This is a genomic window from Streptomyces sp. SLBN-8D4, from assembly GCF_049739545.1.
In the GTDB taxonomy this organism is placed as follows: domain Bacteria; phylum Actinomycetota; class Actinomycetes; order Streptomycetales; family Streptomycetaceae; genus Streptomyces; species Streptomyces canus_C.
This window is the reverse complement of sequence record NZ_JBMGQC010000001.1, coordinates 812,747-833,159: the sequence shown is the minus strand read 5'-3', so window position 1 is coordinate 833,159 and position 20,413 is coordinate 812,747. Positions and strand designations below refer to the sequence as shown.

21 protein-coding genes and 1 pseudogene are annotated in these 20,413 nt (G+C 72.1%); 17 read left to right on the top strand and 5 right to left on the bottom strand.

What is annotated here, in order from left to right; genetic code table 11:
• Positions 1-98: 98 nt before the first annotated feature.
• Both RKD20_RS03805 and RKD20_RS03800 read left to right on the top strand, forming a co-directional pair.
• A pseudogene (locus tag RKD20_RS03805) lies at positions 99-377 on the top strand (MarR family transcriptional regulator); the annotation flags it as partial.
• Positions 378-624: 247 nt separating this feature from the next.
• Entirely contained in the window at positions 625-813 is a 189-nt protein-coding gene (locus RKD20_RS03800; RefSeq protein WP_007379835.1) for a hypothetical protein, read from the top strand.
• 9 nt (positions 814-822) lie between these two features.
• Here the strand turns inward: RKD20_RS03800 and RKD20_RS03795 are convergent, their stop codons facing one another.
• Entirely contained in the window at positions 823-1,743 is a 921-nt protein-coding gene (locus RKD20_RS03795; RefSeq protein ID WP_424876385.1) for a LysR family transcriptional regulator, read from the bottom strand.
• A 138-nt stretch (positions 1,744-1,881) separates the two neighbouring features.
• Here RKD20_RS03795 and RKD20_RS03790 point away from each other — a divergent pair, with 138 nt between their 5' ends.
• From RKD20_RS03790 to RKD20_RS03760, 7 genes are all read left to right on the top strand, one after another.
• A complete protein-coding gene (locus RKD20_RS03790; protein WP_424883138.1) occupies positions 1,882-1,965 on the top strand; it encodes a putative leader peptide in 84 nt (27 codons plus the stop codon).
• A gap of 122 nt (positions 1,966-2,087) precedes the next feature.
• A complete protein-coding gene (gene sfnG / locus RKD20_RS03785; RefSeq protein ID WP_424876384.1) occupies positions 2,088-3,203 on the top strand; it encodes a dimethylsulfone monooxygenase SfnG in 1,116 nt (371 codons plus the stop codon).
• Between the two features lie 13 nt (positions 3,204-3,216).
• A complete protein-coding gene (locus RKD20_RS03780; RefSeq protein WP_424876383.1) occupies positions 3,217-4,434 on the top strand; it encodes an acyl-CoA dehydrogenase family protein in 1,218 nt (405 codons plus the stop codon).
• A gap of 67 nt (positions 4,435-4,501) precedes the next feature.
• Positions 4,502-5,056, top strand: coding sequence for an NADPH-dependent FMN reductase (gene ssuE / locus RKD20_RS03775; RefSeq protein WP_424876382.1), 555 nt, complete (start codon positions 4,502-4,504; stop codon positions 5,054-5,056).
• A 5-nt stretch (positions 5,057-5,061) separates the two neighbouring features.
• Positions 5,062-6,246 carry an SfnB family sulfur acquisition oxidoreductase gene (locus RKD20_RS03770; protein ID WP_424876381.1) on the top strand — a complete coding sequence of 395 codons (1,185 nt, stop codon included), beginning with the start codon at positions 5,062-5,064 and terminating at the stop codon, positions 6,244-6,246.
• Positions 6,247-6,268: 22 nt separating this feature from the next.
• Complete coding sequence (locus RKD20_RS03765; protein WP_424876380.1) at positions 6,269-7,414, top strand: LLM class flavin-dependent oxidoreductase; 1,146 nt, start codon at positions 6,269-6,271, stop codon at positions 7,412-7,414.
• Positions 7,415-7,472: 58 nt separating this feature from the next.
• Complete coding sequence (locus tag RKD20_RS03760; protein WP_424876379.1) at positions 7,473-8,288, top strand: alpha/beta fold hydrolase; 816 nt, start codon at positions 7,473-7,475, stop codon at positions 8,286-8,288.
• Here RKD20_RS03760 and RKD20_RS03755 read toward each other — a convergent pair.
• Complete coding sequence (locus RKD20_RS03755) at positions 8,285-9,331, bottom strand: acyl-CoA dehydrogenase family protein (RefSeq protein ID WP_424876378.1); 1,047 nt, start codon at positions 9,329-9,331, stop codon at positions 8,285-8,287. The genes RKD20_RS03760 and RKD20_RS03755 overlap by 4 nt on opposite strands.
• Before the next feature lie 94 nt (positions 9,332-9,425).
• On the opposite strand from RKD20_RS03755, the gene RKD20_RS03750 reads away from it, so the two are divergent.
• From RKD20_RS03750 to RKD20_RS03725, 6 genes are all read left to right on the top strand, one after another.
• Positions 9,426-9,782: a YciI family protein gene (locus RKD20_RS03750; RefSeq protein WP_424876377.1), complete on the top strand. Its 357-nt coding sequence runs from the start codon at positions 9,426-9,428 to the stop codon at positions 9,780-9,782.
• On the top strand, positions 9,782-10,951 hold the full coding sequence (locus RKD20_RS03745; RefSeq protein WP_424876376.1) for an RNA polymerase sigma factor: 1,170 nt from the start codon (positions 9,782-9,784) through the stop codon (positions 10,949-10,951). The genes RKD20_RS03750 and RKD20_RS03745 overlap by 1 nt, the downstream gene beginning before the upstream one ends.
• A gap of 119 nt (positions 10,952-11,070) precedes the next feature.
• Positions 11,071-12,393 (top strand): aldehyde dehydrogenase family protein, encoded by a 1,323-nt coding sequence (locus RKD20_RS03740; protein WP_424876375.1) that lies wholly within the window; start codon positions 11,071-11,073, stop codon positions 12,391-12,393.
• A 177-nt stretch (positions 12,394-12,570) separates the two neighbouring features.
• Positions 12,571-13,311, top strand: coding sequence for a tRNA-dependent cyclodipeptide synthase (locus tag RKD20_RS03735; RefSeq protein WP_424876374.1), 741 nt, complete (start codon positions 12,571-12,573; stop codon positions 13,309-13,311).
• Between the two features lie 87 nt (positions 13,312-13,398).
• A complete protein-coding gene (locus tag RKD20_RS03730) occupies positions 13,399-14,283 on the top strand; it encodes an NAD(P)-dependent oxidoreductase (protein WP_424876373.1) in 885 nt (294 codons plus the stop codon).
• Between the two features lie 36 nt (positions 14,284-14,319).
• Complete coding sequence (locus RKD20_RS03725; RefSeq protein ID WP_424876372.1) at positions 14,320-14,739, top strand: PPOX class F420-dependent oxidoreductase; 420 nt, start codon at positions 14,320-14,322, stop codon at positions 14,737-14,739.
• A 73-nt stretch (positions 14,740-14,812) separates the two neighbouring features.
• Here the strand turns inward: RKD20_RS03725 and RKD20_RS03720 are convergent, their stop codons facing one another.
• Positions 14,813-15,607, bottom strand: a complete 795-nt coding sequence (locus RKD20_RS03720) for an IclR family transcriptional regulator (RefSeq protein WP_424876371.1) — start codon at positions 15,605-15,607, stop codon at positions 14,813-14,815.
• A gap of 224 nt (positions 15,608-15,831) precedes the next feature.
• Between RKD20_RS03720 and RKD20_RS03715 the strand changes: the two genes are divergently transcribed.
• Positions 15,832-17,610, top strand: a complete 1,779-nt coding sequence (locus RKD20_RS03715; protein ID WP_424876370.1) for a bifunctional sugar phosphate isomerase/epimerase/4-hydroxyphenylpyruvate dioxygenase family protein — start codon at positions 15,832-15,834, stop codon at positions 17,608-17,610.
• A gap of 51 nt (positions 17,611-17,661) precedes the next feature.
• Positions 17,662-18,567: an aldo/keto reductase gene (locus RKD20_RS03710; protein WP_424876369.1), complete on the top strand. Its 906-nt coding sequence runs from the start codon at positions 17,662-17,664 to the stop codon at positions 18,565-18,567.
• 4 nt (positions 18,568-18,571) lie between these two features.
• On the opposite strand, the gene RKD20_RS03705 is transcribed toward RKD20_RS03710, so the two are convergent.
• The gene (locus tag RKD20_RS03705) at positions 18,572-19,027 is read right to left on the bottom strand and encodes a pyridoxamine 5'-phosphate oxidase family protein (RefSeq protein WP_424876368.1); all 456 of its coding nucleotides are present in this window, start codon (positions 19,025-19,027) and stop codon (positions 18,572-18,574) included.
• Positions 19,028-19,592: 565 nt separating this feature from the next.
• Positions 19,593-20,303: a dienelactone hydrolase family protein gene (locus RKD20_RS03700; protein ID WP_424876367.1), complete on the bottom strand. Its 711-nt coding sequence runs from the start codon at positions 20,301-20,303 to the stop codon at positions 19,593-19,595.
• Between the last annotated feature and the right edge of the window lie 110 nt (positions 20,304-20,413).

Below are 20,413 nucleotides of genomic sequence, written 5' to 3'. Positions count from 1 at the left end.
CCTGCTGATCACTTCGACCGCCGGGTCCGGTTCGGATGCGGCCCGGGCCCGCGAGAGCGCGGCGCTTCCCTGCGCTGCTCAGGCGGCCACGGCCAACCATCGGGACCAGCCGGACCAGGACGCCGACCGACGTGTACGCGTTCGCGGGACGGCCGCGCCGCAGGAGCGGCCAGATCAACCGCCTCGGCCAGGGTTTCGCCGGTGACCACGGTCTGCACGCCACCCACCTCCGGGCGCTTGCCGCGATCAGGGACGCGGAGGAGCCCATGACACCCAGCGGGCTGCGCCGCCACCTCTGGCTCGCCCCGGGCGCGGTGACCGTCTGCGTGGACCGTCCGCAGCGGGCGGGCCACATCCGCCGGGTCCGGACGTCCGCGACTGCGGCACGGAGTGCGGCAGGGAATGGCACGCGGCCCGGTCACCACAGGTACGGTCGTCACCTCCGCCGGCGAGGTGCTGGCCGCCGCCTTCGCCGCCTTCGCCGCCCTCGGGGTGATCCCGCCGCCCTTCCTCGCCCGGATCGGGGCCCGCGGCTCGTCGCCCCCCTGTCGGCGAAACCGAGAAGACGTGACATGTACGCCTGAATCCCGGGCAACCGCACAGGTACGAGACGGTTCGTCAGCGATGTTGGAGGTGTCTGCCGCTATGAGCGCGAAGGTGTTGGAGCGGTTTCCAGCGGGAGCTCCGCGCGGATCGTGGCCGGCAGAGGAGTACGCGGCGCAGAGGCGGGCGCAGGGTGAACCGGCGACCGTGGTGATGGATCTCAAGTCGGACGCGTTCCTCGTGGTGGTCCCCGGGCGGGACGAGGACTGAACAGATGGCTCAGCCGGGCGGGGTGAGCGTCCCGCCCAGCCGACCGGCCCGGCGCACGAACGCTTCGTGCAGGTCCCGGGCGGCCCTCGGCACGGACTCGGCCCTGCGCCGCTGGAGCATCAGCAGCACCCGGGTCGAGACGCCCTCGATCGGCCGGTGGGTGATCGTGCCCTGACGTTCCAGCGGATCCCCGACCACGCTGAAGTCAGGCAGCACGGTCACCCCCAGCCCCTCGGCCACCATCAGCTTGCCCATCTCGGCGCCGTCGGTGGAGTACGCGAAGGCCGGCTCGCGCCCGTCCAGCAGCCGGTGCACGAAGCGGTGCATGACATAGCCGGTGCGCATGGCGATCAACGGCTGGGCCAGTAGATCGTCCACCGGCACCCGGGCCCGTGCGGCCAGCGGACTGTCCGGGCGCAGGCACACCACCGGCCGCCCGTGCAGCAGCCGGGTGAACTCGAATCCGGCGGGCGTGTCGTCGCCGTCGAGGTGGTTGACCAGACCCAGGTCGAACCCGCCCTCCGCGAGGCCCCGCTGGATCTCCGTCTGCTGCGCGCCGACCACCTCGACCTGGGTGACCGGATGGGCGGCCCGGAAGTCCTCGACCGCCGGGATGAGCAGCGGCACGGTCGCCGCGTTCACCGTGCCGACCCGGACCATACGGCTGATGCGGTGCTGCTCGCCCGCCGCCGACCGCAACCGGTCCACCGCCTCCAGCACGCCGACGATGTGCGGCAGCAGCTCCCGGCCCTCCGCGCTCATCGTCGCCCCCGACCGCTTGCGCTCCAGCAGGTCGACCCCGAGCTCCCGCTCCAGATTCCGCACCGTCTCGCTCAACGCGGGCTGCGACAGGCGCAGTTCCTCCGCCGCCCGGCGCAGTGAGCCGAGCCGGGTCACCGCCGCTATGTATTCCAGCTGTTCTGTCCGCACGCCCAGCAGAATGCGGGCCCATTCGCGGCCCGTTCAAGGGTTTCCCTGTCACGCGTTCGTGAAATTCAATGGTCCGCGATACGAGACCGGTCGGGTTTTCCTTGACGCCCCTCGCCACCGGCTGTCACGATCGACGACATGATGATGCGACTGGACCTCACGCGGCGACGCCATGTCGACCTCGCGCGCGTCTCCAGCGCCTCCTGTCGCGCCGCGGCCTGATCAACCTCTCACGATCCGCCGCGTTTCCCTCTCTTTCCGAGAGTTTTCACGCCTGAATTCCGTGTGCCCGCGCACCTTTTGAATTCGGCGTGCTCGAAAACATTACGCAACAGGAGTCACGCATGCCTGCCGCGCCCGTGCAATTCGCCTACTGGGTCCCCAACGTCAGCGGGGGACTCGTCACCAGCAAGATCGAGCAGCGCACCGACTGGGGCTACGACTACAACCGCGAACTCGCCCTCCTGGCCGAGAACAACGGCTTCGACTACGCCCTCAGCCAGGTCCGCTACATGGCCAGCTATGGCGCCGAGTACCAGCACGAGTCGACCAGCTTCAGCCTCGCCCTGCTGCTGGCCACCCAGCGCCTGAAGGTCATCGCCGCCGTCCACCCCGGCCTGTGGCACCCGGGCGTCCTCGCCAAACTCGGTGCCACCGCCGACCACCTCTCCAAGGGCCGCTTCGCCGTGAACGTCGTCTCCGGCTGGTTCAAGGGCGAGTTCACCGCCCTCGGCGAGCCCTGGCTGGAGCACGACGAGCGCTACCGCCGCTCCGAGGAGTTCATCACCGCCCTGCGGAAGATCTGGACGGAGGACCATACCGAACTCGCCGGCGACTTCTACCGGCTGCGCGACTTCTCCCTGAAGCCCAAGCCCCTCAACACCGAGGAGCGCCCGCACCCGGAGATCTTCCAGGGCGGCAACTCCACCGCCGCCCGTGCCATGGCCGGGCGGGTGTCCGACTGGTACTTCTCCAACGGCAAGGACTTCGACGGGGTCACCGAGCAGCTCACCGACGTCCGCAAGTCCGCCGCCGAAGTCGGCCGTACCCCACCGAAGTTCGGCCTCAACGGCTTCCTCATCGCCCGTGACACGGAGGCCGAGGCCCGAGACACGCTCCGGGAGATCGTCGCCAAGGCCGACAACGAGGCCGTCGAGGGGTTCGGCGCCGCCGTGAAGCAGGCGGGCCAGTCGACCTCCGACAAGACGGGCATGTGGCAGGACTCCTCCTTCGAGGACCTCGTCCAGTACAACGACGGCTTCCGCACCGGTCTCATCGGGACGCCGGAGCAGATCGCCGAGCGGATCGTGGCGTACAAGAAGCTCGGCGTCGACCTCCTGCTGCTCGGCTTCCTGCACTACCACGAGGAGGTCGAGTACTTCGGCAAGCGGGTGCTGCCGCTGGTCCGTGAACTGGAAGCCCAGCTGCCCGACAACGAGTCCGTCCCCGCCCACGCCTGAGGAGGTCACCGACATGAGCACCGCCACGAACACCGACTGGCAGACCCGCCCCGCCCCCGCCACCGCCCAGGAGTGGATCGCCCGCGCCGCCGAGGCCGCCGCCGTCCTCGCCACCGACGCCGCCGCCCGCGACCACGCGGGCGCCACCCCGTACGCCGAGGTGCAGCTCCTCAAGGACGCCGGACTCGTCACCCTCCTCGGCCCGACCGAGCACGGCGGCGGAGGCCGGGACTGGACCACCGCCTACCGGGTCGTCCGCGAGATCGCCAAGGCCGACGGCTCCATCGGCCAGCTCCTCGGCTACCACTACCTGTGGTTCTGGGCCGCCCGCCTGGTCGGCACCCGCGAGCAGTGGGAGCACGTCGAGGCCGAGGCCACCGGAAGCCGCTGGTTCTTCGGCGGCGCGGTCAACCCGCGCGACAAGGACGTCGTCGTGACCGAGGACGGCGACGACCTCGTCTACACCGGCCGCAAGACCTTCTCCACCGGCAGCAAGGTCTCCGACGTCACCGTCCTCGAAGGCGTCCTGGAAGGCACCGACAGCCACGTCTTCGCCATCGTGCCCTCCGACTCCGAGGGCCTGACCTTCCACGACGACTGGGACAACATCGGCCAGCGCCTCACCGAGAGCGGCGGCGTCACCCTCGACGGCGTCCGAACCCCGTGGTCGAGCGCCGCCGGATACGTCGACAAGGTGTTCCAGCCGCGCGTCTACAACACCCTCAACGTCCCCACCATCCAGCTGGTCTTCGTCAACTTCTACCTGGGCATCGCGGGGGGCGCGCTGGAGACGGCCGCCACCTACACCCGCGAGAAGTCCCGCTCCTGGCTCCACGGCGGCTTCGAGCGCGCGGTCGACGAGCCGTACGTCATCGACACCTACGGCGACCTGACCGCCAAGCTCTGGGCGGCCGAGGCCCTCGCCGACGCCGTCGCCGCCGAGGGACAGAAGCTGCACGACGACCCCGACGCGGTCACCGAAAAGGCACGCGGCGACTTCGAGGTCCGGGTCGCCGCCGTCAAGGCCCGCGCCACCGACGTGGCCCTGGAGGTCTCCAACCGGATCTTCGAGGTGACGGGCGCCCGCTCCACGGCCACTTCGGAGGGCCTGGACCGGTTCTGGCGCAACGTCCGCACCCACACCCTGCACGACCCCGTCGCCTACAAGCGGCGCGAGGTCGGCCGCTGGGTCCTCGAGGGCGAACTGCCCGAACCCACCTGGTACTCCTGACCGCTTCCCCGGGGCGCCCCCTCCTGAACCGGGGGCGCCCCGCCTCCTCCCTCCGAAAGAGGACCCCATGGCCACCGTCCTGTCCGTCTCCGGCAGCCCCTCCGCCTCCTCCCGCACCAACCGGCTGCTGCGCCACCTCGACCGGCGCCTGGCCGCACAGGGCCACGAGGTGATCCCGCTCGACGTGCGCACCATCCCCGCCCAGGCCCTGCTCGGCGCCGACTTCAAGCACCCGGCGATCATCGAGGCCACCGAGCTGTTCGCGCGCGCCGACGGGGTCGTCGTCGGCACCCCCGTCTACAAGGCGTCGTACTCCGGAGTCCTCAAGGCGCTCCTGGACCTGCTCCCGCAGTACGCCCTGGCCGGCAAGACCGTGCTGCCGCTGGCCACCGGCGGCTCCACCGCCCATGTCCTGGCCATCGACTACGCGCTCCGCCCGGTCCTCAGCTCCATGGGCGCGGCCCACATCGTGCAGGGCTGGTTCACCCTCGACAAGGACATCAGCGTGCAGGACGACGGCTCGCTGACCGTCGCGCCCGCCGCGAGCGAGGCGCTCACCCAGGTCGTCGACCAGTTCTCGACCGCGCTGGGCCGACGACCGGTGCTGGCGGCGGCGGGCTGACGGACATGACCGCCAATGTGATCACCGACGACCAGGAGGCCCTGGCGGTCGCCGCGTCGCTGGCCGAGGAGTTCCGCGCGGGGGCCTCCGCCAGGGATGCCGAACGCAGGCTGCCGCGCGCGGAGCTGGACCGCCTCTCCGCCTCCGGGCTGCTCGCCGTCACCGTCCCCGCCGAACACGGAGGAGCGGACGTGAGCGCGTCCACTCTCGCCCAGATCTTCCGGCTGCTCGCCGCCGCCGACGCGAGCCTGGCCCAGATCCCGCAGAGCCACTTCGTGTACGTCAACGTGATCAACCGTCAGGGCACCGAGGAGCAGCGCAAGTTCTTCTTTGCCGAAGTCCTTGGCGGCCGCCGCTTCGGCAACGCGCAGTCGGAGGCGGGCACCCGGCACGTCCAGGACATCCGCACCCGCCTGCACCCACTGCCGGACGGCTCGTACCGCCTCGACGGCGTCAAGCACTACTGCACCGGCGCCCTGTTCGCCGACTGGATCCCGGTGCTGGCCCGCGCCGAGGACGACAAACTGCACGTCGCCTACGTTCCCCGGGACACCCCCGGTGTCACGGTGATCGACGACTGGGACGGCCTGGGCCAGCGGACGACGGCCAGCGGCACCGTCCGCCTGGCAGGCGTCGAGGTCCCGGCCGACCGGGTGCTGCCCCACCACCTCACCTTCGAGGGGCCCCAACTCCACGGAGCCGTCGCCCAGTTGCTGCACGCCGCCATCGACACCGGCATCGCCGGGGGCGCGCTCGCGGAGGCGGCGGAGTTCGTCCGGACGAAGAGCCGACCGTGGTTCGAGAGCGAGGTCGAGACGGCGGCCGAGGACCCCCTGCTGATCCAGCGCTTCGGTGAGCTCGCCCTCCAGGCAAGGGCGTCCGAGGCGCTGCTGCGGGAAGCCGCCCGCGCCGTCGACGCGGCCCGCGCCTACCTCACCGACGACTCGGCGGCCGAGGCGTCCGTCGCCGTCGCCGTCGCCAAGGTCCAGGCGGCACAGGCCGCGGTGGACGTGGCCGGGGCGCTCTTCGAGGTCGCCGGCACCCGTTCGGCGCTCAACTCCCTGAACCTGCACCGGCACTGGCGCGATGCCCGCACGCACACCCTGCACGATCCGACCCGCTGGAAGATCCAGCACATCGGCCGGTACGTGCTCAACGGCACCCGGCCGCCCCGCCACGGCCTCCTCTAGAGACATCCGAACGGAGACCCCCATGTCCCTCACCTTCCACTGGTTCCTGCCAACCAACGGCGACAGCCGTCACGTCGTGGGCGGCGGTCACGGCACGCCCGCCACCGTCTCCGGACGGGACCGGCCGCCGACGGTCGGCTACCTGAGCCAGATCGCCCGGGCGGCCGAGGACCTGGGCTTCGTGGGGGCGCTCACACCCACCGGCGCCTGGTGCGAGGACGCGTGGCTGACCACCGCCATGGTCAGCCGGCACACCGAGCGCCTGAAGTTCCTGGTCGCCTTCCGGCCCGGCTTCGTCTCGCCGACCCTCGCCGCGCAGATGGCGTCCACCTTCCAGCGGCAGTCCGGGGGACGGCTGCTGCTCAACGTGGTCACCGGCGGGGAGAGCCACGAGCAGCGGGCCTACGGGGACTTCCTCGACAAGGACGCCCGCTACCGCCGTACCGGCGAATTCCTGGAGGTCGTACGGGGGTTGTGGGAGGGCAAGACCGTCGACCTGCACGGCGGGCACCTCCAGGTCGAGGACGCGAAGCTGGCGCGGGTGCCCGATCCGGTGCCCGAGGTGTACTTCGGCGGTTCCTCGCCCGTCGCCGGGGAGGTCGCCGCCAAGTACGCCGACGTGTACCTCACCTGGGGCGAGCCGCCCGCGCAGGTCGCCGAGAAGATCGCCTGGATCCGCGGGCTGGCGGCGAAGCAGGGACGCGCCCTGCGTTTCGGGATACGCCTGCACGTCATCACCCGGGACACCTCCGAGCAGGCCTGGGCGGAGGCGGACCGACTGCTCGACGGCTTCGACCCGGAGACGGTCAGGTCGGTGCAGGCCGGGCTCGCCCGCAGCGAGTCGGAGGGGCAGCAGCGGATGCTCGCCCTGCACGGCGGCGGCGACCGGAACGGTCTGGAGATCCACCCCAACCTGTGGGCCGGCATCGGCCTGGTGCGCGGCGGCGCCGGCACCGCGCTGGTCGGCAGCCACGACGAGGTGGCCGAGCGGATCAAGGAGTACCACGCCCTCGGCATCGACGAGTTCGTGCTCTCCGGCTACCCGCACCTTGAGGAGGCGTACTGGTTCGGCGAGGGAGTCCTGCCCCGCCTCGCCGCGCAGGGGCTGTGGCAGCACCCGTCCGGCGAGGAGGCCGCGCCCTCGCCGCAGGTGCCGTTCGCGAGCTAGGGCCGTCACCCCGTACGCTCACGGGTTCGACCTGCGTATCCGTCGAGAGGAACAGCCCGTGAGCGACTGGCAGTTGACCAGGACCTTCCACAGCAGCTCCGGTGAGGTCCGCTGGGACAGCCTCGGAGATCCGGGCCGCGACCCGGTCGTCCTCCTCCACGGCACGCCCTTCTCCTCGTACGTGTGGCGTGCCGTGGCCCGCGCCCTCTCCCGCCGCCACCATGTGTTCGTGTGGGACATGCCCGGCTACGGGGCCTCGGAGAAGTCCGCGGGCCAGGATGTCTCCCTGGCCGCCCAGGGCAGGGTCTTCACCGAGCTCCTGGCGCACTGGGAGCTGGCCGAACCCCGGGTCGTGGCCCATGACTTCGGCGGTGCCGTGTCCCTGCGGGCCCATCTGCTGCACGGCGCCCGCTACCACTCGCTCACCCTGGTCGACCCGGTCGCGCTGGCTCCCTGGGGAACGCCGTTCTTCCGGCTCGTCGGCAAGAACTCCGCGGTCTTCGACGCGCTCCCGGCCGCCCTGCACCGGGCCCTCGTCCGCGAGTACGTCAGCTCGGCCAGCAGCCCCGGCCTGCACCCCGCCGTCCACGACCGGCTCGTCGCACCCTGGCTCGGAGACCCCGGCCAGGCCGCCTTCTACCGCCAGATCGCCCAGGCCGACCAGCGTCACACCGACGAAGTGCAGGACCGGTACGGCGAGATCACCATCCCGACCCTGGTGTGCTGGGGCGAGGACGACACCTGGATCCCCGTGGACAAGGGGCACGAACTCGTCGCCCGCATCCCGGGCGCACGCCTCGACGTCATCCCCGGCGCAGGGCACTTGGTCCAGGAGGACGCACCCGCCGCACTCCTGGCGGCCCTGCTCGACTAGATCTCCGCCAGGGCGTCCAGATGCGCCCGCCGCACCTCCGCCGTCTGCCCCTGCACCAGCAGGAACATCCCCTCACGGAACAGCCGTTGGGCCGTACCGCCAAGGTCCATCGCCCGGCCGCCGCCCGCCACCACGGCCGCCGTCGTGGCGGCGCGCATCAGGTCGTACGCCCGCGTCTTGAGCGCGAGCCGTTCGGGGACGCGCTCGTACGGGGCGGGGTGCTCGGCGAGGTCGTACACCTGCCCGCGCACCTCGTCGAGAGGGCCGCGCAGCGCAGCCGCGGTCTCCCGCTCGCCGGCGTCCTCCAGTACCCGGAGCGCCGCATACGCCACGCCGAGGACGGCCGGGGAGGCGTTGGTGGCGCGCGGCCCGTCGACCAGCGCGAACTTCTCCTGCGGGGTGCGTAGCACCACCGACTCCTCGGGCAGCCACAGGCCGTCCAGGGACAGGGAGACGGTCCGGGCCGCGGTGAGCGCGGCGAGCCGCATCGGCTCCGACGCCCGCAGTCCCGGCTGCTCGCGCGCCTCCGTGAACGCGAACACCACCTCGTCCGCCTCGCTCACCCCGGCCAGCAGCATCACGTCGTTCAGGCCCCAGCCCGTGTACCAGGGCACCCTGCCGTCGAACCGCCAGCCGCCCCGCTCGGCCGTCGCCCGCACCGGCACCCGGGGAAACGCGCGGACGTGCGCGTACGCGATCCCGGCCAGCAGTTCACCGGTCGCCAGCGGCCCGAGCAGCCGCTCCCGCACCGGCAGACCGGACTGCGTGAGCAGCCTGACCGGCGAGTGGTGCTGGGTCTGCACGAACCACGTCGAGCAGCACGCCCCGGCCAGGATCTCCTGGACCTCCCGCGCCACCGCGTCCGGAGCAGCCGCACCGCCGTACTCCTTCGGCGCGCTCACTCCGAGCAGTCCCGAGCGTCTGATCGCGTCGAGGTGGCTCGCGGGCACGCCCTCCTGGTCGACGCGCGCCGCGTGCGGAGCGAGGAGGCCGTCGGCGAGGGAGCGGGCGATGGCGAGGAGCGGGTGCGGTGCGGTGGTCATGACGAAGATTCTCCCGATTCCGTCGCGCGCGGTGTCGATCCGGGGGTGTGCCGTTCGTGTAGGAGGTGAGACAGACTCACAGGAGGAGATGGACATGCAGTACTACCTGCTCAACGTCATGCAGCCCGGCTGGGACGAGGTGCCCGCCCCGGAGGAGCTGGCCGAGATCGGCAAGCGGCTCGACGTCTTCCACCAGGAACTGCGCGAGGCCGGGGCCTGGGTCTTCGCCGGGGGGCTGCACAGCCCCGACTCCTCGACCGTGCTGCGGCCCCGCGATGGCGACGTGCTCATCACCGACGGCCCGTACGCCGAGGGCAAGGAACAGCTCGGCGGCCTCTGCATCGTGAAGGCGCCCGACCTGGACGCGGCCCTGGAGTGGGGGCGCAAGGCGGCCCTGGCCACCACCCTGCCCATCGAGGTGCGCCCCTTCCAGCACGAGTCCGAGGACTGATGACCCTGGACATCGAGGGCGTCTTCCGCGAGGAGTACGGCCGTGCGGTCGCCGTCCTCGTCCGCTTCCTCGGCGACATCGACCTCGCCGAGGAGGCGGTCCAGGACGCCTTCACCACGGCCGTGCGGCACTGGCCCGAGACCGGTGTGCCGCCCAGCCCGGCCGGCTGGATCATCACCACCGCCCGCAACCGCGCGATCGACCGGCTGCGCCGCGAGTCCACCAGACAGGCCCGCCACGCCGAGGCCGCCCTGCTGAACGCCCCCGACGCACCGCCCGAGGAGGGCCCCGTGCGCGACGAACGGCTCCGCCTCGTCTTCACCTGCTGCCACCCCGCGCTCGCCCCCCAGGCGCGGGTCGCCCTCACCCTCCGGCTGCTCGGCGGCCTCACCACCGCGCAGATCGCCCGTGCCTTCCTGGTTCCCGAGCCGACCATGGCCCAGCGCCTCGTCCGCGCCAAGGCCAAGATCCGCGACGCCCGCATCCCCTACCGCGTCCCCCGCGACGCCGACCTGCCCGACCGGCTCAACGCAGTGCTCGCCGTCGTCTACCTCGTCTTCAACGAGGGCTACGGCGGCACACCCGAACTGTGCGCCGAAGCCGTACGCCTGGGCCGGCTGCTGACCGAGCTGATGCCGGACGAGCCCGAGGCCACCGGACTGCTCGCCCTGATGCTGCTCATCGAGTCCCGCCGGGCCGCCCGCACCGACGACCGGGGCGAACTCGTACCGCTGTCCGAACAGGACCCGGCCCGCTGGGACCGCGCGCTCGTCGCCGAGGGGCAGTCACTCGTACGGCGGTGTCTGCGCCGGAACCAGCCGGGGCCGTACCAGATCCAGGCCGCCATCCAGGCCGTCCACAGCGACGCGCCCACCGACTGGGGACAGGTCCACCGGCTGTACGACCAGCTCATGGCCGTGGCGCCCAGCCCCGTCGTGGCCCTGAACCGGGCGGTCGCCGTGGCCGAGACCGAAGGACCCGCGCGGGCCCTCGCCCTGGTGGACGCCCTCGACCTCGACGGCTACCACGTCCTCCACGCGGTCCGGGCCGACCTGCTGCGCCGCCTCGGACGCGACACCGAAGCCTCCGACGCCTACGCGAAGGCCGCTGAACTCACCCAGAACCCGGCGGAGCGCACCTATCTCGAACACCGCCGCCGGTCGCTGTGACCCCGTCCCGGAAAGTACCGGCGGCGATCCGGAATTTGCCCGGACGCGAAAAGGTTGCAATATACATCTGACCGTCGAGACCCAGGCCGCAAGGCCCGCGCACCCCCAGCGAGGCACCCGTGAACCACCCCGCCCCCGAGCAGCCCGCCGACGTCGTCGCCCGACTGCGCGCCACCTTCCGCAGCGGCCGCACCAAGCCCGTCGAGTGGCGTACGACCCAGCTGCGCCGCCTGCGCGAGATGCTCACGGAGAACGGCACGGAGCTGGCCGCAGCCCTCCACGCCGACCTGGGCAAGAGCTCCACCGAGGCCTTCCGCACCGAGATCGACTTCACGATCCGCGAGATCGACCACACCCTGGACCACCTCACCGACTGGCTGCGCCCCGAGTCCGCCCCGGTCCCCGCGCACCTCGGCACCGACGCGAGCGCCCGGACGCAGTACGACCCGCTCGGTGTCGTCCTCGTCATCGCCCCGTGGAACTACCCTGCCCAGCTGCTGCTCGCCCCCGTGGTCGGCGCCCTCGCCGCGGGCAACGCGGTGGTCGCCAAGCCGAGCGAGCTGGCCCCGGCCACCTCCGCCGCCGTGGCCCGGCTGCTCCCCGCCTACCTGGACACCGACGCGGTGGCCGTCGTCGAGGGCGGCATCCCCGAGACCACCGCCCTGCTCGCCGAGCGCTTCGACCACATCTTCTACACCGGCAACGGCACGGTGGGCCGCGTCGTCCTGCGCGCCGCCGCCGAGCACCTGACCCCGGTCACCCTCGAACTGGGCGGGAAGTCCCCGGCCTTCGTCGACCGCGACGCCGACCTCGCCGTCGTCGCCGACCGCCTGGCCCGCGGCAAGTTCCTCAACGCCGGGCAGACCTGCGTCGCCCCCGACTACGTCCTGACCGACCCGGAGACCGCGGCCGCCCTGGAGCCGCTGCTGAAGAACGCCGTCGACACGCTGTACGGCGGCGACCCCGCGGAATCCGGCGAGTACGGCCGCATCATCAACGAACGGCACTTCGACCGGCTCACCGGACTGCTGGACTCGGGCCGCACGGTCGTGGGCGGCACGGGCGACCGTACGACCAAGTACATCGCGCCCACCGTCCTCGCCGACGTGGATCCCGAGTCCCCGGTGATGCGGGAGGAGATCTTCGGCCCCATCCTGCCGATCGTCACCGTGCCCGGCCTCGACGAGGCCATCGAGTTCATCACCGACCGGGACAAGCCGCTGGCCCTGTACGTCTTCACCGACTCCGACACGACCCGGCGCCGCATCGCCGACGAGACCTCCTCCGGCGGCCTCGGCTACGGTCTGCCCCTCGCCCATCTGACCGTCTCCGACCTGCCGTTCGGTGGGGTCGGAGAGAGCGGTATGGGCAACTACCACGGCCGCTACTCCATCGAGACCTTCAGCCACCGCAAGGCGATCCTGGAGAAGCCGCTCGGCTAGTCGCCGGAGGCGGGGCGCGGTGTGGCACGGCCCGGCGGGACCCCGAGACCCTGCTGGGCCATCTGCGCGAGTTCCGCGTCCACGGCCCGACAGGGCCACCGGCTGCTTCTAGTCTCGATGGCAACGACCGGAGAATCCACGGCGCACTGTCCGTGCGGAGGACGGGGGGACGTACCGATGCACGACTGGGCGATGCCGACGGCCCGGGCATCCTCGACCGAGGCCCGCAGGGGGGACGGCTTCCTCGCCACCCCCTTCTCCGAGCGCTGCGCCGGCCTCGTCGACGCCGGACACCATGTTTTCCTCGGGATCAGCCCCGGCAACGGCTACTTCTCCGAGGACCGGCTCCTCGCGCTGCTGCGCTGGGCCGCCGCCCGCTTCACCCGGATCGAGATCGCCCACCCCGACACCGACGCCGTCGCCTGCACCTACCTCGGCCGCGGCTACGAACCCCGGTACGCCCGCGCCCGCGCTCGCCGCGACGTACGCCAGACGGCCAACCGGATCTCCCGCGCCGTGACCACCGCGCGGATCGACCCGCCCCGGCTGCGCGTCGCGCGGTTCTCCGACTTCTACGACACCCCGGCCTACCGCGCCGCCCTCGACCGCGTCGCCCGCGCGCACCGGGAGCAGCCCGCGTTCCACGCCACCCACGCCCGCATGGTCACCGGCGTCCTGCGCACCACGATGCCCGCCGACTGGACCCCGACCGCCGGCCAACTGGCCGCAGGAGCGGAGTACTTGGACCGCGAACTGCCCTTCCTCCTCGACACCCCGGCCATCCTCGGCGTACCGGCGTCGGTCTTCGCCTACCGCGCCACCCCGGCCCTCGCCGGTTTCCTCTACGGCCCGGACGCGCCGCTCGCGGCCGTCGACACGCAGGGATTCGTCACCGTGGAACCTCTCCAGCCGACGTGACCGCCCACCCGCCCGGGCTTCTCCGGACCCTGTCCGGCAAGCTCGGTGCCCGACAGAACATCCGCACCCCCGCAGGGAGTTGACGTCATGACCGACAAGCTCACCGTGAGCGTCCTGGGCACCGGCATCATGGGTGCCGCGATGGCCCGCAACCTCGCCCGCGCCGGGCACACCGTCCGGGCCTGGAACCGCAGCGAGGGCAAGGCGCGGCCGCTGGCCGAGGACGGCGTCGAGATCGCCGGCAGCCCCGCCGAGGCCGTGCGCGGCGCCGACGTCGTCCTGACCATGCTGTACGACGGCCCCGCGGCCCTGGACGTCATGCGCCAGGCCGGCGAGGGACTCCGCCCGGGCGTCGCCTGGGTGCAGTCGACCACCGCCGGCGTCGAGGCGATCGCCGACCTGGCCGCCTTCGCCCGCGAGCACCAACTGGTGTTCTTCGACGCGCCCGTGCTGGGCACCCGGCAGCCCGCCGAGGCCGGTCAGCTGCTGGTCCTCGCGGCCGGACCGGTCGAGGGACGCGGCGCCGTGACCCCCGTCCTCGACGCGGTCGGCGCCCGCACGGTGTGGACCGGCGAGGACGGCGCCGAGGGCAGCGCGACCCGGCTGAAGCTGGTCGCCAACAGCTGGGTGCTCGCGGTGACCAACGCGGCCGGAGAGACCCTCGCCCTCGCGAAGGCCCTCGGCGTGGACCCGCAGGGCTTCTTCGACGCGATCGACGGCGGCCCCCTAGACATGGGCTATCTGCGGGCCAAGTCGGGCCTGATCCTCGACGACCGGCTGTCACCGGCCCAGTTCGCGGTCTCCACCGCCGCCAAGGACGCCCGTCTGATCGTCGAGGCCGGTGAGCGGGGCGGAGTCCGCCTGGACGTGGCCGCCGCGAGCGCCGAGCGGTTCGAGCGCGCCGCCGCCCAGGGCCACGGCGACGAGGACATGGCCGCCGCCTATTTCGCGAGCTTCGACGAGAAGGCCTGACCTCGAGACCGGAACACCCGAAGAGGAGGACCCCTCATGTCCAAGCCCCCGCTGCCGCCCGAGGCCGTGGAACTGCTCGGCCGCCCCAACCCCTGCGTGATGGCGACCCTGCGCTCCGACGGGGCGCCGGTGTCGGCCCCCACCTGGTACCTCTGGGAGGACGGCCGTGTCCTGATCAACCTTGACGAGGGCCGCGTCCGGCTGAAGCACCTGCGCCGTGACCCTCGCGTCACGCTCACCGTCCTGGACAGCGACAACTGGTATACGCACGTCACGCTCATCGGCCGCGCGGTCGAGATGTACGCGGACGAGGACCTCGCCGACATCGACCGCCTCTCCACCCACTACAGCGGCCGTCCCTACCCGAACCGGGTCCGGGGCCGCGTGAGCGCCTGGATCGAGGTCGACCGCTGGCACGGCTGGGGCGAGATGAAGGACAACGACCAGTCCGGCTGACGTCCCGACATCGGGGGAGAGGGAGGCCACCGACCCGGGCCCCTCCCCCTCTCGCGCACCCGCGGCCCGTGCGTCAGGCGTCGCTGCTCAGGGGGTGGCTGAAGCCCTGGTCGGAGATGAGGCGGGCGCCTTCGGCGAGCTCCGTGGCGAAGCGCTCGACGGCCTCGTAGGGGAAGCGGTGGCTGGGGCCGCTCAGGGAGAGGGAGGCGACGACCTTGCCGGTGCGGCCCATGACCGGGACCGCGACCGCGGTGAGCCCCTCGTCGAACTCGCTGCTGCTGACGGCGTAGCCGCGCTCGGCCGCCTCCGTGACCCAGGCCCGCAGCCGCTCGACCTGTGCCTCGCCCTGCGGTGAGGCGGCCGCTACCCGGCGCAGGAACGCCTCGGAGGCACCCCGCAGCAGGATCTTCGAGGAGGCACCGGCCCACAGCGGCTGCTCGTCGCCGACGTCGACGACATGGCGCAGCGGATGCGGACTCTCCTCGTGGGCGACGCAGATGCGGTGGACGCCCCGGGCGACGAACAGGTTCACGGTCTCGCCGAGCCGGTCCGCGAGATCACGCATGACCTTCCGGGTCTCCTGCGGCACCTCCCACTGGCCGCGCGCGAGATACGCCCAGCGCCACAGCGCGGGCCCCGCGGTGTAGCCGGACGGGTGCGAGCCCAGCAGGCCGGTCTCCTCCAGGGTCTGCACCAGCCGCAGCGCCGTGGTCTTGGCGAGCCCGGTCGCGCCGGTGATCTCCCGCAGGGTGATCACCGGCCGGTCCTCGGTGAGCAGGGTGAGGATGTCGAAGGCCCGCCGCACACTGCGCACCCCGCCCGCGTGCTGGTCGGTGTCGCCCCCCGCCGGCGTCTGTCCGTCGCTCACCCGCTGCCTCCCGTACGGTCCCCGCGGCCCTCGGCCGACGTTGCTGCCTCCGACCGTAGTCCGCTCTGCGGACCGAGGAAACCGACCGCGCCCTTGTTGGAGGAGGTGTGGCCCCCTAGGCTGACCGCACAGTGGACCGATTGGACCATCTGGTGGTCGTTCTGAAATCTTCTCCGGGGCCGCCGGACGGGCCGGGAAGACCTGGATCGACCTCAGGAGCGAGCATGCGCAAGTCCATAGCCACCGTCTGCCTCAGCGGCACCCTCACCGAGAAACTGACGGCCGCCTCACGGGCCGGCTTCGACGGCGTCGAGATCTTCGAGAACGACCTCCTGGCCAGCCCCCTCACCCCCGAGGAGATCGCCGCCCGCACGGCCGACCTGGGCCTGCGCATCGACCTCTACCAGCCCATGCGGGACATCGAGGCCGTCCCGGAGGAGCTCTTCGCCCGCAACCTGAGGCGTGCCCGGCACAAGTTCGAGCTGATGCGCAGGCTCGGCGCCGACACCGTCCTCGTCTGTTCAAGCGTCTCCGAGCAGGCCGTGGACGACGACGCCCTCGCGGCCGAGCAGCTGGGCCGACTCGCCGACCTGGCCCAGGAGTCCGGCATCCGGGTCGCCTACGAGGCACTCGCGTGGGGACGGCACGTCAGCACGTACGACCACGCCTGGCGGATCGTCGAGGCCGCGGACCATCCGGCGCTCGGCACCTGCCTGGACAGCTTCCACATCCTCTCCAGGGGCTCTGATCCCAAGGGCGTCGAGGACATCCCCGGCGACAAGATCTTCTTCCTCCAGCTCGCGGACGCCCCGCTGATGGCCATGGACGTCCTGCAGTGGAGCCGCCACTACCGCTGCTTCCCGGGGCAGGGCGGATTCGACGTCGCCGGACTCCTGCGCCATGTCCTGAACGCCGGATACGACGGCCCCCTGTCCCTGGAGGTCTTCAACGACGTCTTCCGCCAGGCGGACGCGGGCCGCACAGCGCTGGACGGACTGCGCTCCCTGCTCGCTCTGCAGGAGAGCGCCGGCGTCTCCCCGCTTCCGGCCCCGGTGATCCCCTCGGGCGTCGCCTTCGCCGAACTCGCCACCAGCGACCCCGAACCCGTCGGCGAACTCCTCACGGCTCTCGGCTTCACTCGCGCCGCCCGCCATCACGGCAAGCCGGTAGACCTCTGGGAACAGGGCGAGGCCCGGGTCCTGGTCAATACGGGCACCGCCGGCCGCCGTACCGACACCACCCTGGCCGCCGTAGGACTGGAGACGGCGGATCCCGCTGCGTCCGCGCGACGGGCGGAAGCCCTGCTCGCGCCCGCCCTGCCCAAGCGCCGCACCGCACAGGACGTCCCGCTGGAGTCGATCGCGGCCCCGGACGGCACCGAAGTCCTGTTCTGCGCGACCGGCCGACCCGAACTTCCCAGCTGGACCGACGACTTCGCGTACACGGCCGAGAACGAGAGCGCGACCGCCCTGACCATCGACCACCTCGCGCTGACCCAGCCCTGGCACCACTTCGACGAGTCGGTGCTCTTCCACCGCACGGTGCTGGGCCTCAGCCCGCACGACACCGTCGAACTCGCCGACCCTTACGGCCTGTTCCGCAGCCGTGCCCTGTCCGCCCCCTCCGACGGGCCCCGCCTGGTCCTCAACCTGGCGCCCAGTCCGGAGGAGGGCGGTGAGACACGGGCCCGGCATGTGGCGTTCGCCGTCGACGACATCGTCGCCGCAGTCCGCCGCTTCCGGGCGGCCGGAGCAGGTCTGCTTCGCGTCCCCGCGAACTACTACGACGACCTGGAGGCCCGTTTCGACTTCGCCGAGGGGGAGTTGGAGACGTATCGCGAGCTCGGCATCCTCTACGACCGCGACGAGCGGGGCGGCGAGTTCCGGCACTGCTACACCGAGACGGTCGGCCATGTCTTCTTCGAGTTCGTGCAGCGATCCGGCGGCTACGCCGGGTTCGGTGCGGCCAACGCGCCCGTCCGGCTGGCCGCGCAGCGCAGGTAGGAGTTCGGGAAGTGCCTCGGGGACGGGCCGGAGGTGTGTCATCATCCGCCGATGACCTCCGAAACGATCACCGCGGACGCGGCAGGCACCTGGACACTCGGCGATCTCACCGTCAACCGCATCGGCTTCGGCGCGATGCGGCTGACCGGCAGCGCGGCCTTCCACCACGGCACCCCGAGCGACCGGCAGCGGTCGATCACCGTACTGCGCAGGGCCGTCGAACTCGGCGTCAACCACATCGACACGGCGGCCTTCTACTTCTCCTCCCTGCGCTCCGCCAACGAGATCATCAACAGCGCGCTGTCCCCGTACCCCGACGATCTCGTCATCGCCTCGAAGGTCGGCCCCTTTCGTGACTACTCGGGGGAGTGGGCCACTTCTGCACGGCCCGAGGACCTGCGTGGACATGTCGAGGAGAACCTCCGCCAGCTCGGCCGCGACCACCTGGACCTGGTGTACCTCCGCCGGATGCGCCAGGACTCGGTCGCCGAGCACTTCGGCGCCCTCGCCGAACTGCGCGACAAGGGCCTCGTCCGGCACCTCGGCATCTCCGACGTCGAGCCCCGGCACCTCGTCGAGGCGCAGGCCATCGCGCCGGTGGTGTCCGTGCAGAACCGCTTCGGACTCGACTCCCGCAACCGGGCCACCGACGAGATGGTGCGGATCTGCGGCGAACAGGGCATCGCCTTCGTGCCGTTCTTCGCGATCGCCGGGGACGCCGGGCCCGAGGGCGCCACCACCGCCCACGACGAGGCGGTGCTCGCCGTCGCGCGGGCCCACGACGCCACCCCCGCCCAGGTCAGGCTCGCCTGGACCCTCGCCCAGGGCCCGCACGTCCTCGCCATCCCCGGCACCGGCAACCCCGACCACCTCGCCGAGAACATCGCGGCGGGCGCGCTGCGTCTCACCGAGGACGAGCTCGACACCCTGAACTCGCTGCACCAGAAGGAAGACTGAGAGGTCAGACGACCCACACGCCGTCCTCCATGACATGCCGCCCACGCATCTCGTGCACGCCGTTGAGGGCCTGCACGGTGCGCGGGCGCACCTGGAAGAAGGCGTAGGAGGCGCTGTCCTCGCGGGGATCCCAGCCGGTCTTCGCCCGGAAGGCCTCGATCGCCGCGGCCGGCACGTCCGTCCCGCCGTACGTCCGCACCTCCCCGTCGATCAGCACGACGTCCTGGGTGTCCCCGAAGGCCAGCCGGGTGCGGCCGCCGTCGCGGAGATTGCGCCCCGTGGGATTGGTGATCCGCGTGGACACCCAGACGCACTCGCCGTCCCAGACGAACCACAGCGCGACCAGACACGGCAGCCCGTCGGCGTCCGCCGAGGCCACCCAGATGTCCCTCTCCCGCTCCAGACGGGCCAGTACGTCCCGCTTGCGCTCCACGGCGGTCCGGCTCTCGGTGATCGTCATGCCCGGGACGCTATCGCCCATCTCTCCCCACCGCCTCGGTCCGGGGCCCTACGCCCACGGACCGAGGGGCGGACGAGTCCCGGGCCCGTGCTGCGGACCATGCCCAAGGCCGCCGCGTGGTGCGGCCACCGGGCGGCCGCCGGCCTGGCAGTGGGGTCGGCGCAGGCGCGGCGCTCGCGGAGTTGGGCAGCGGGGTCGCACGCGCGGGCCCGCGCGTCCGGCCCGAACGGCCACCGGCCCGGCGTCCGGAAAGGCCCGTCCCACGGGGCTGCCGTCGCCGCGCAAGCGCCCACGGCAGGTCCCCCCGGCCACATCGCGCCCAGCCCCGCAGGCGACGGCGACCCCTGGGGTCCGCCAGGCGGACCATGCCGACGCCGAGGCCCTGACGTACCCGTCGAGGGCTCCGCCGCGCACGAGTCCACGCCGCCCCCTTCGTTACTTCGCGGGGGCGGGGACCGCACCGGGCGGCCCCGCTCACCCGTGTCGACAGGGCACCTCTGCGTGCGTCCGACCGATCCGCCGCGAGGTACGCGGCATGCTTCCGGCCTGAGCCGCAGGCCCGGCCCTACCCCAGCCGCTCGTGCAGGAAGGGCACGGTCCTCTCCCAGGCGCGGGTGGCGGACTCGGGGTCGTGGGCCTCGGGGCGGCCGTCGTTGAAGAAGGCGTGGTCCGCCGGGTACAGGTGCAGGTCAGGGGTGATTCCGGACTGCTCGCGGACGGCCTCGCGCAGGGCGTCGAGGCTTTCCGCCGGGATGGTCTGGTCGAGCTCGCCGTAGTGGCCCAGGATCTCCGCCTTCAGGTTCGAGAAGTCGGGCAGCTCGCCCTGGATCACGCCGTAGAACGGCACCGCTGCGCGCACCCGCGGGTCGGCCGCCGCCAGGTACAGGACGAATCCGCCGCCCATGCAGAAACCGACCGCGCCCACGGTGTCCGAGGTGACCTCGTCCAGCGACAGCAGGTGGTCGACCGCGCCGGACAGCAGTTCCACGCCAAGCGCGACCGGCAGTGCCTGCATCATCCGCAGGGCCTCGGCGCTGTCGTGGGCGACATTGCCGCCGTACAGGTCGGGAGCGAGCGCGACGAAGCCCTGCGCCGCCAGCCGGTCGGCGACGTCGGCGATGTGGTCGGTCAGGCCCCACCACTCCTGGATCACGATGACCCCCGGCCCGCTCCCGGACGGCGGCAGCGCCAGATAGCCGTGCGCGGTGGTGCCGCCGCTCGGGAAGGTGACGTTCTGGTGGGCGGGTGCTCCGGTCGACTTCGGCAGTTCTGCCATGGTGCTCGACTCCTGTGCGGTCCGGTGGAAGGGGGGCGCCGGAGCCGTGACCCCGGCGGTGATCACCAGCCTGCCACGCACCGTACGGTTCACCCGCGCGGGCCCAGGAG

Bases quoted from the DNA above. Each gene is read 5' to 3' on its own strand.
- RKD20_RS03800 (WP_007379835.1), top strand. From the start codon at position 625: ATGTTGGAGGTGTCTGCCGCTATGAGCGCGAAGGTGTTGGAGCGGTTT.
- RKD20_RS03790 (WP_424883138.1), top strand. From the start codon at position 1,882: ATGATGATGCGACTGGACCTCACGCGGCGACGCCATGTCGACCTCGCG.
- sfnG (WP_424876384.1), top strand. From the start codon at position 2,088: ATGCCTGCCGCGCCCGTGCAATTCGCCTACTGGGTCCCCAACGTCAGC.
- RKD20_RS03780 (WP_424876383.1), top strand. From the start codon at position 3,217: ATGAGCACCGCCACGAACACCGACTGGCAGACCCGCCCCGCCCCCGCC.
- ssuE (WP_424876382.1), top strand. From the start codon at position 4,502: ATGGCCACCGTCCTGTCCGTCTCCGGCAGCCCCTCCGCCTCCTCCCGC.
- RKD20_RS03770 (WP_424876381.1), top strand. From the start codon at position 5,062: ATGACCGCCAATGTGATCACCGACGACCAGGAGGCCCTGGCGGTCGCC.
- RKD20_RS03765 (WP_424876380.1), top strand. From the start codon at position 6,269: ATGTCCCTCACCTTCCACTGGTTCCTGCCAACCAACGGCGACAGCCGT.
- RKD20_RS03755 (WP_424876378.1), bottom strand. From the start codon at position 9,331: ATGACCACCGCACCGCACCCGCTCCTCGCCATCGCCCGCTCCCTCGCC.
- RKD20_RS03750 (WP_424876377.1), top strand. From the start codon at position 9,426: ATGCAGTACTACCTGCTCAACGTCATGCAGCCCGGCTGGGACGAGGTG.
- RKD20_RS03745 (WP_424876376.1), top strand. From the start codon at position 9,782: ATGACCCTGGACATCGAGGGCGTCTTCCGCGAGGAGTACGGCCGTGCG.
- RKD20_RS03735 (WP_424876374.1), top strand. From the start codon at position 12,571: ATGCACGACTGGGCGATGCCGACGGCCCGGGCATCCTCGACCGAGGCC.
- RKD20_RS03730 (WP_424876373.1), top strand. From the start codon at position 13,399: ATGACCGACAAGCTCACCGTGAGCGTCCTGGGCACCGGCATCATGGGT.
- RKD20_RS03725 (WP_424876372.1), top strand. From the start codon at position 14,320: ATGTCCAAGCCCCCGCTGCCGCCCGAGGCCGTGGAACTGCTCGGCCGC.
- RKD20_RS03715 (WP_424876370.1), top strand. From the start codon at position 15,832: ATGCGCAAGTCCATAGCCACCGTCTGCCTCAGCGGCACCCTCACCGAG.
- RKD20_RS03710 (WP_424876369.1), top strand. From the start codon at position 17,662: ATGACCTCCGAAACGATCACCGCGGACGCGGCAGGCACCTGGACACTC.
- RKD20_RS03705 (WP_424876368.1), bottom strand. From the start codon at position 19,027: ATGACGATCACCGAGAGCCGGACCGCCGTGGAGCGCAAGCGGGACGTA.
- RKD20_RS03700 (WP_424876367.1), bottom strand. From the start codon at position 20,303: ATGGCAGAACTGCCGAAGTCGACCGGAGCACCCGCCCACCAGAACGTC.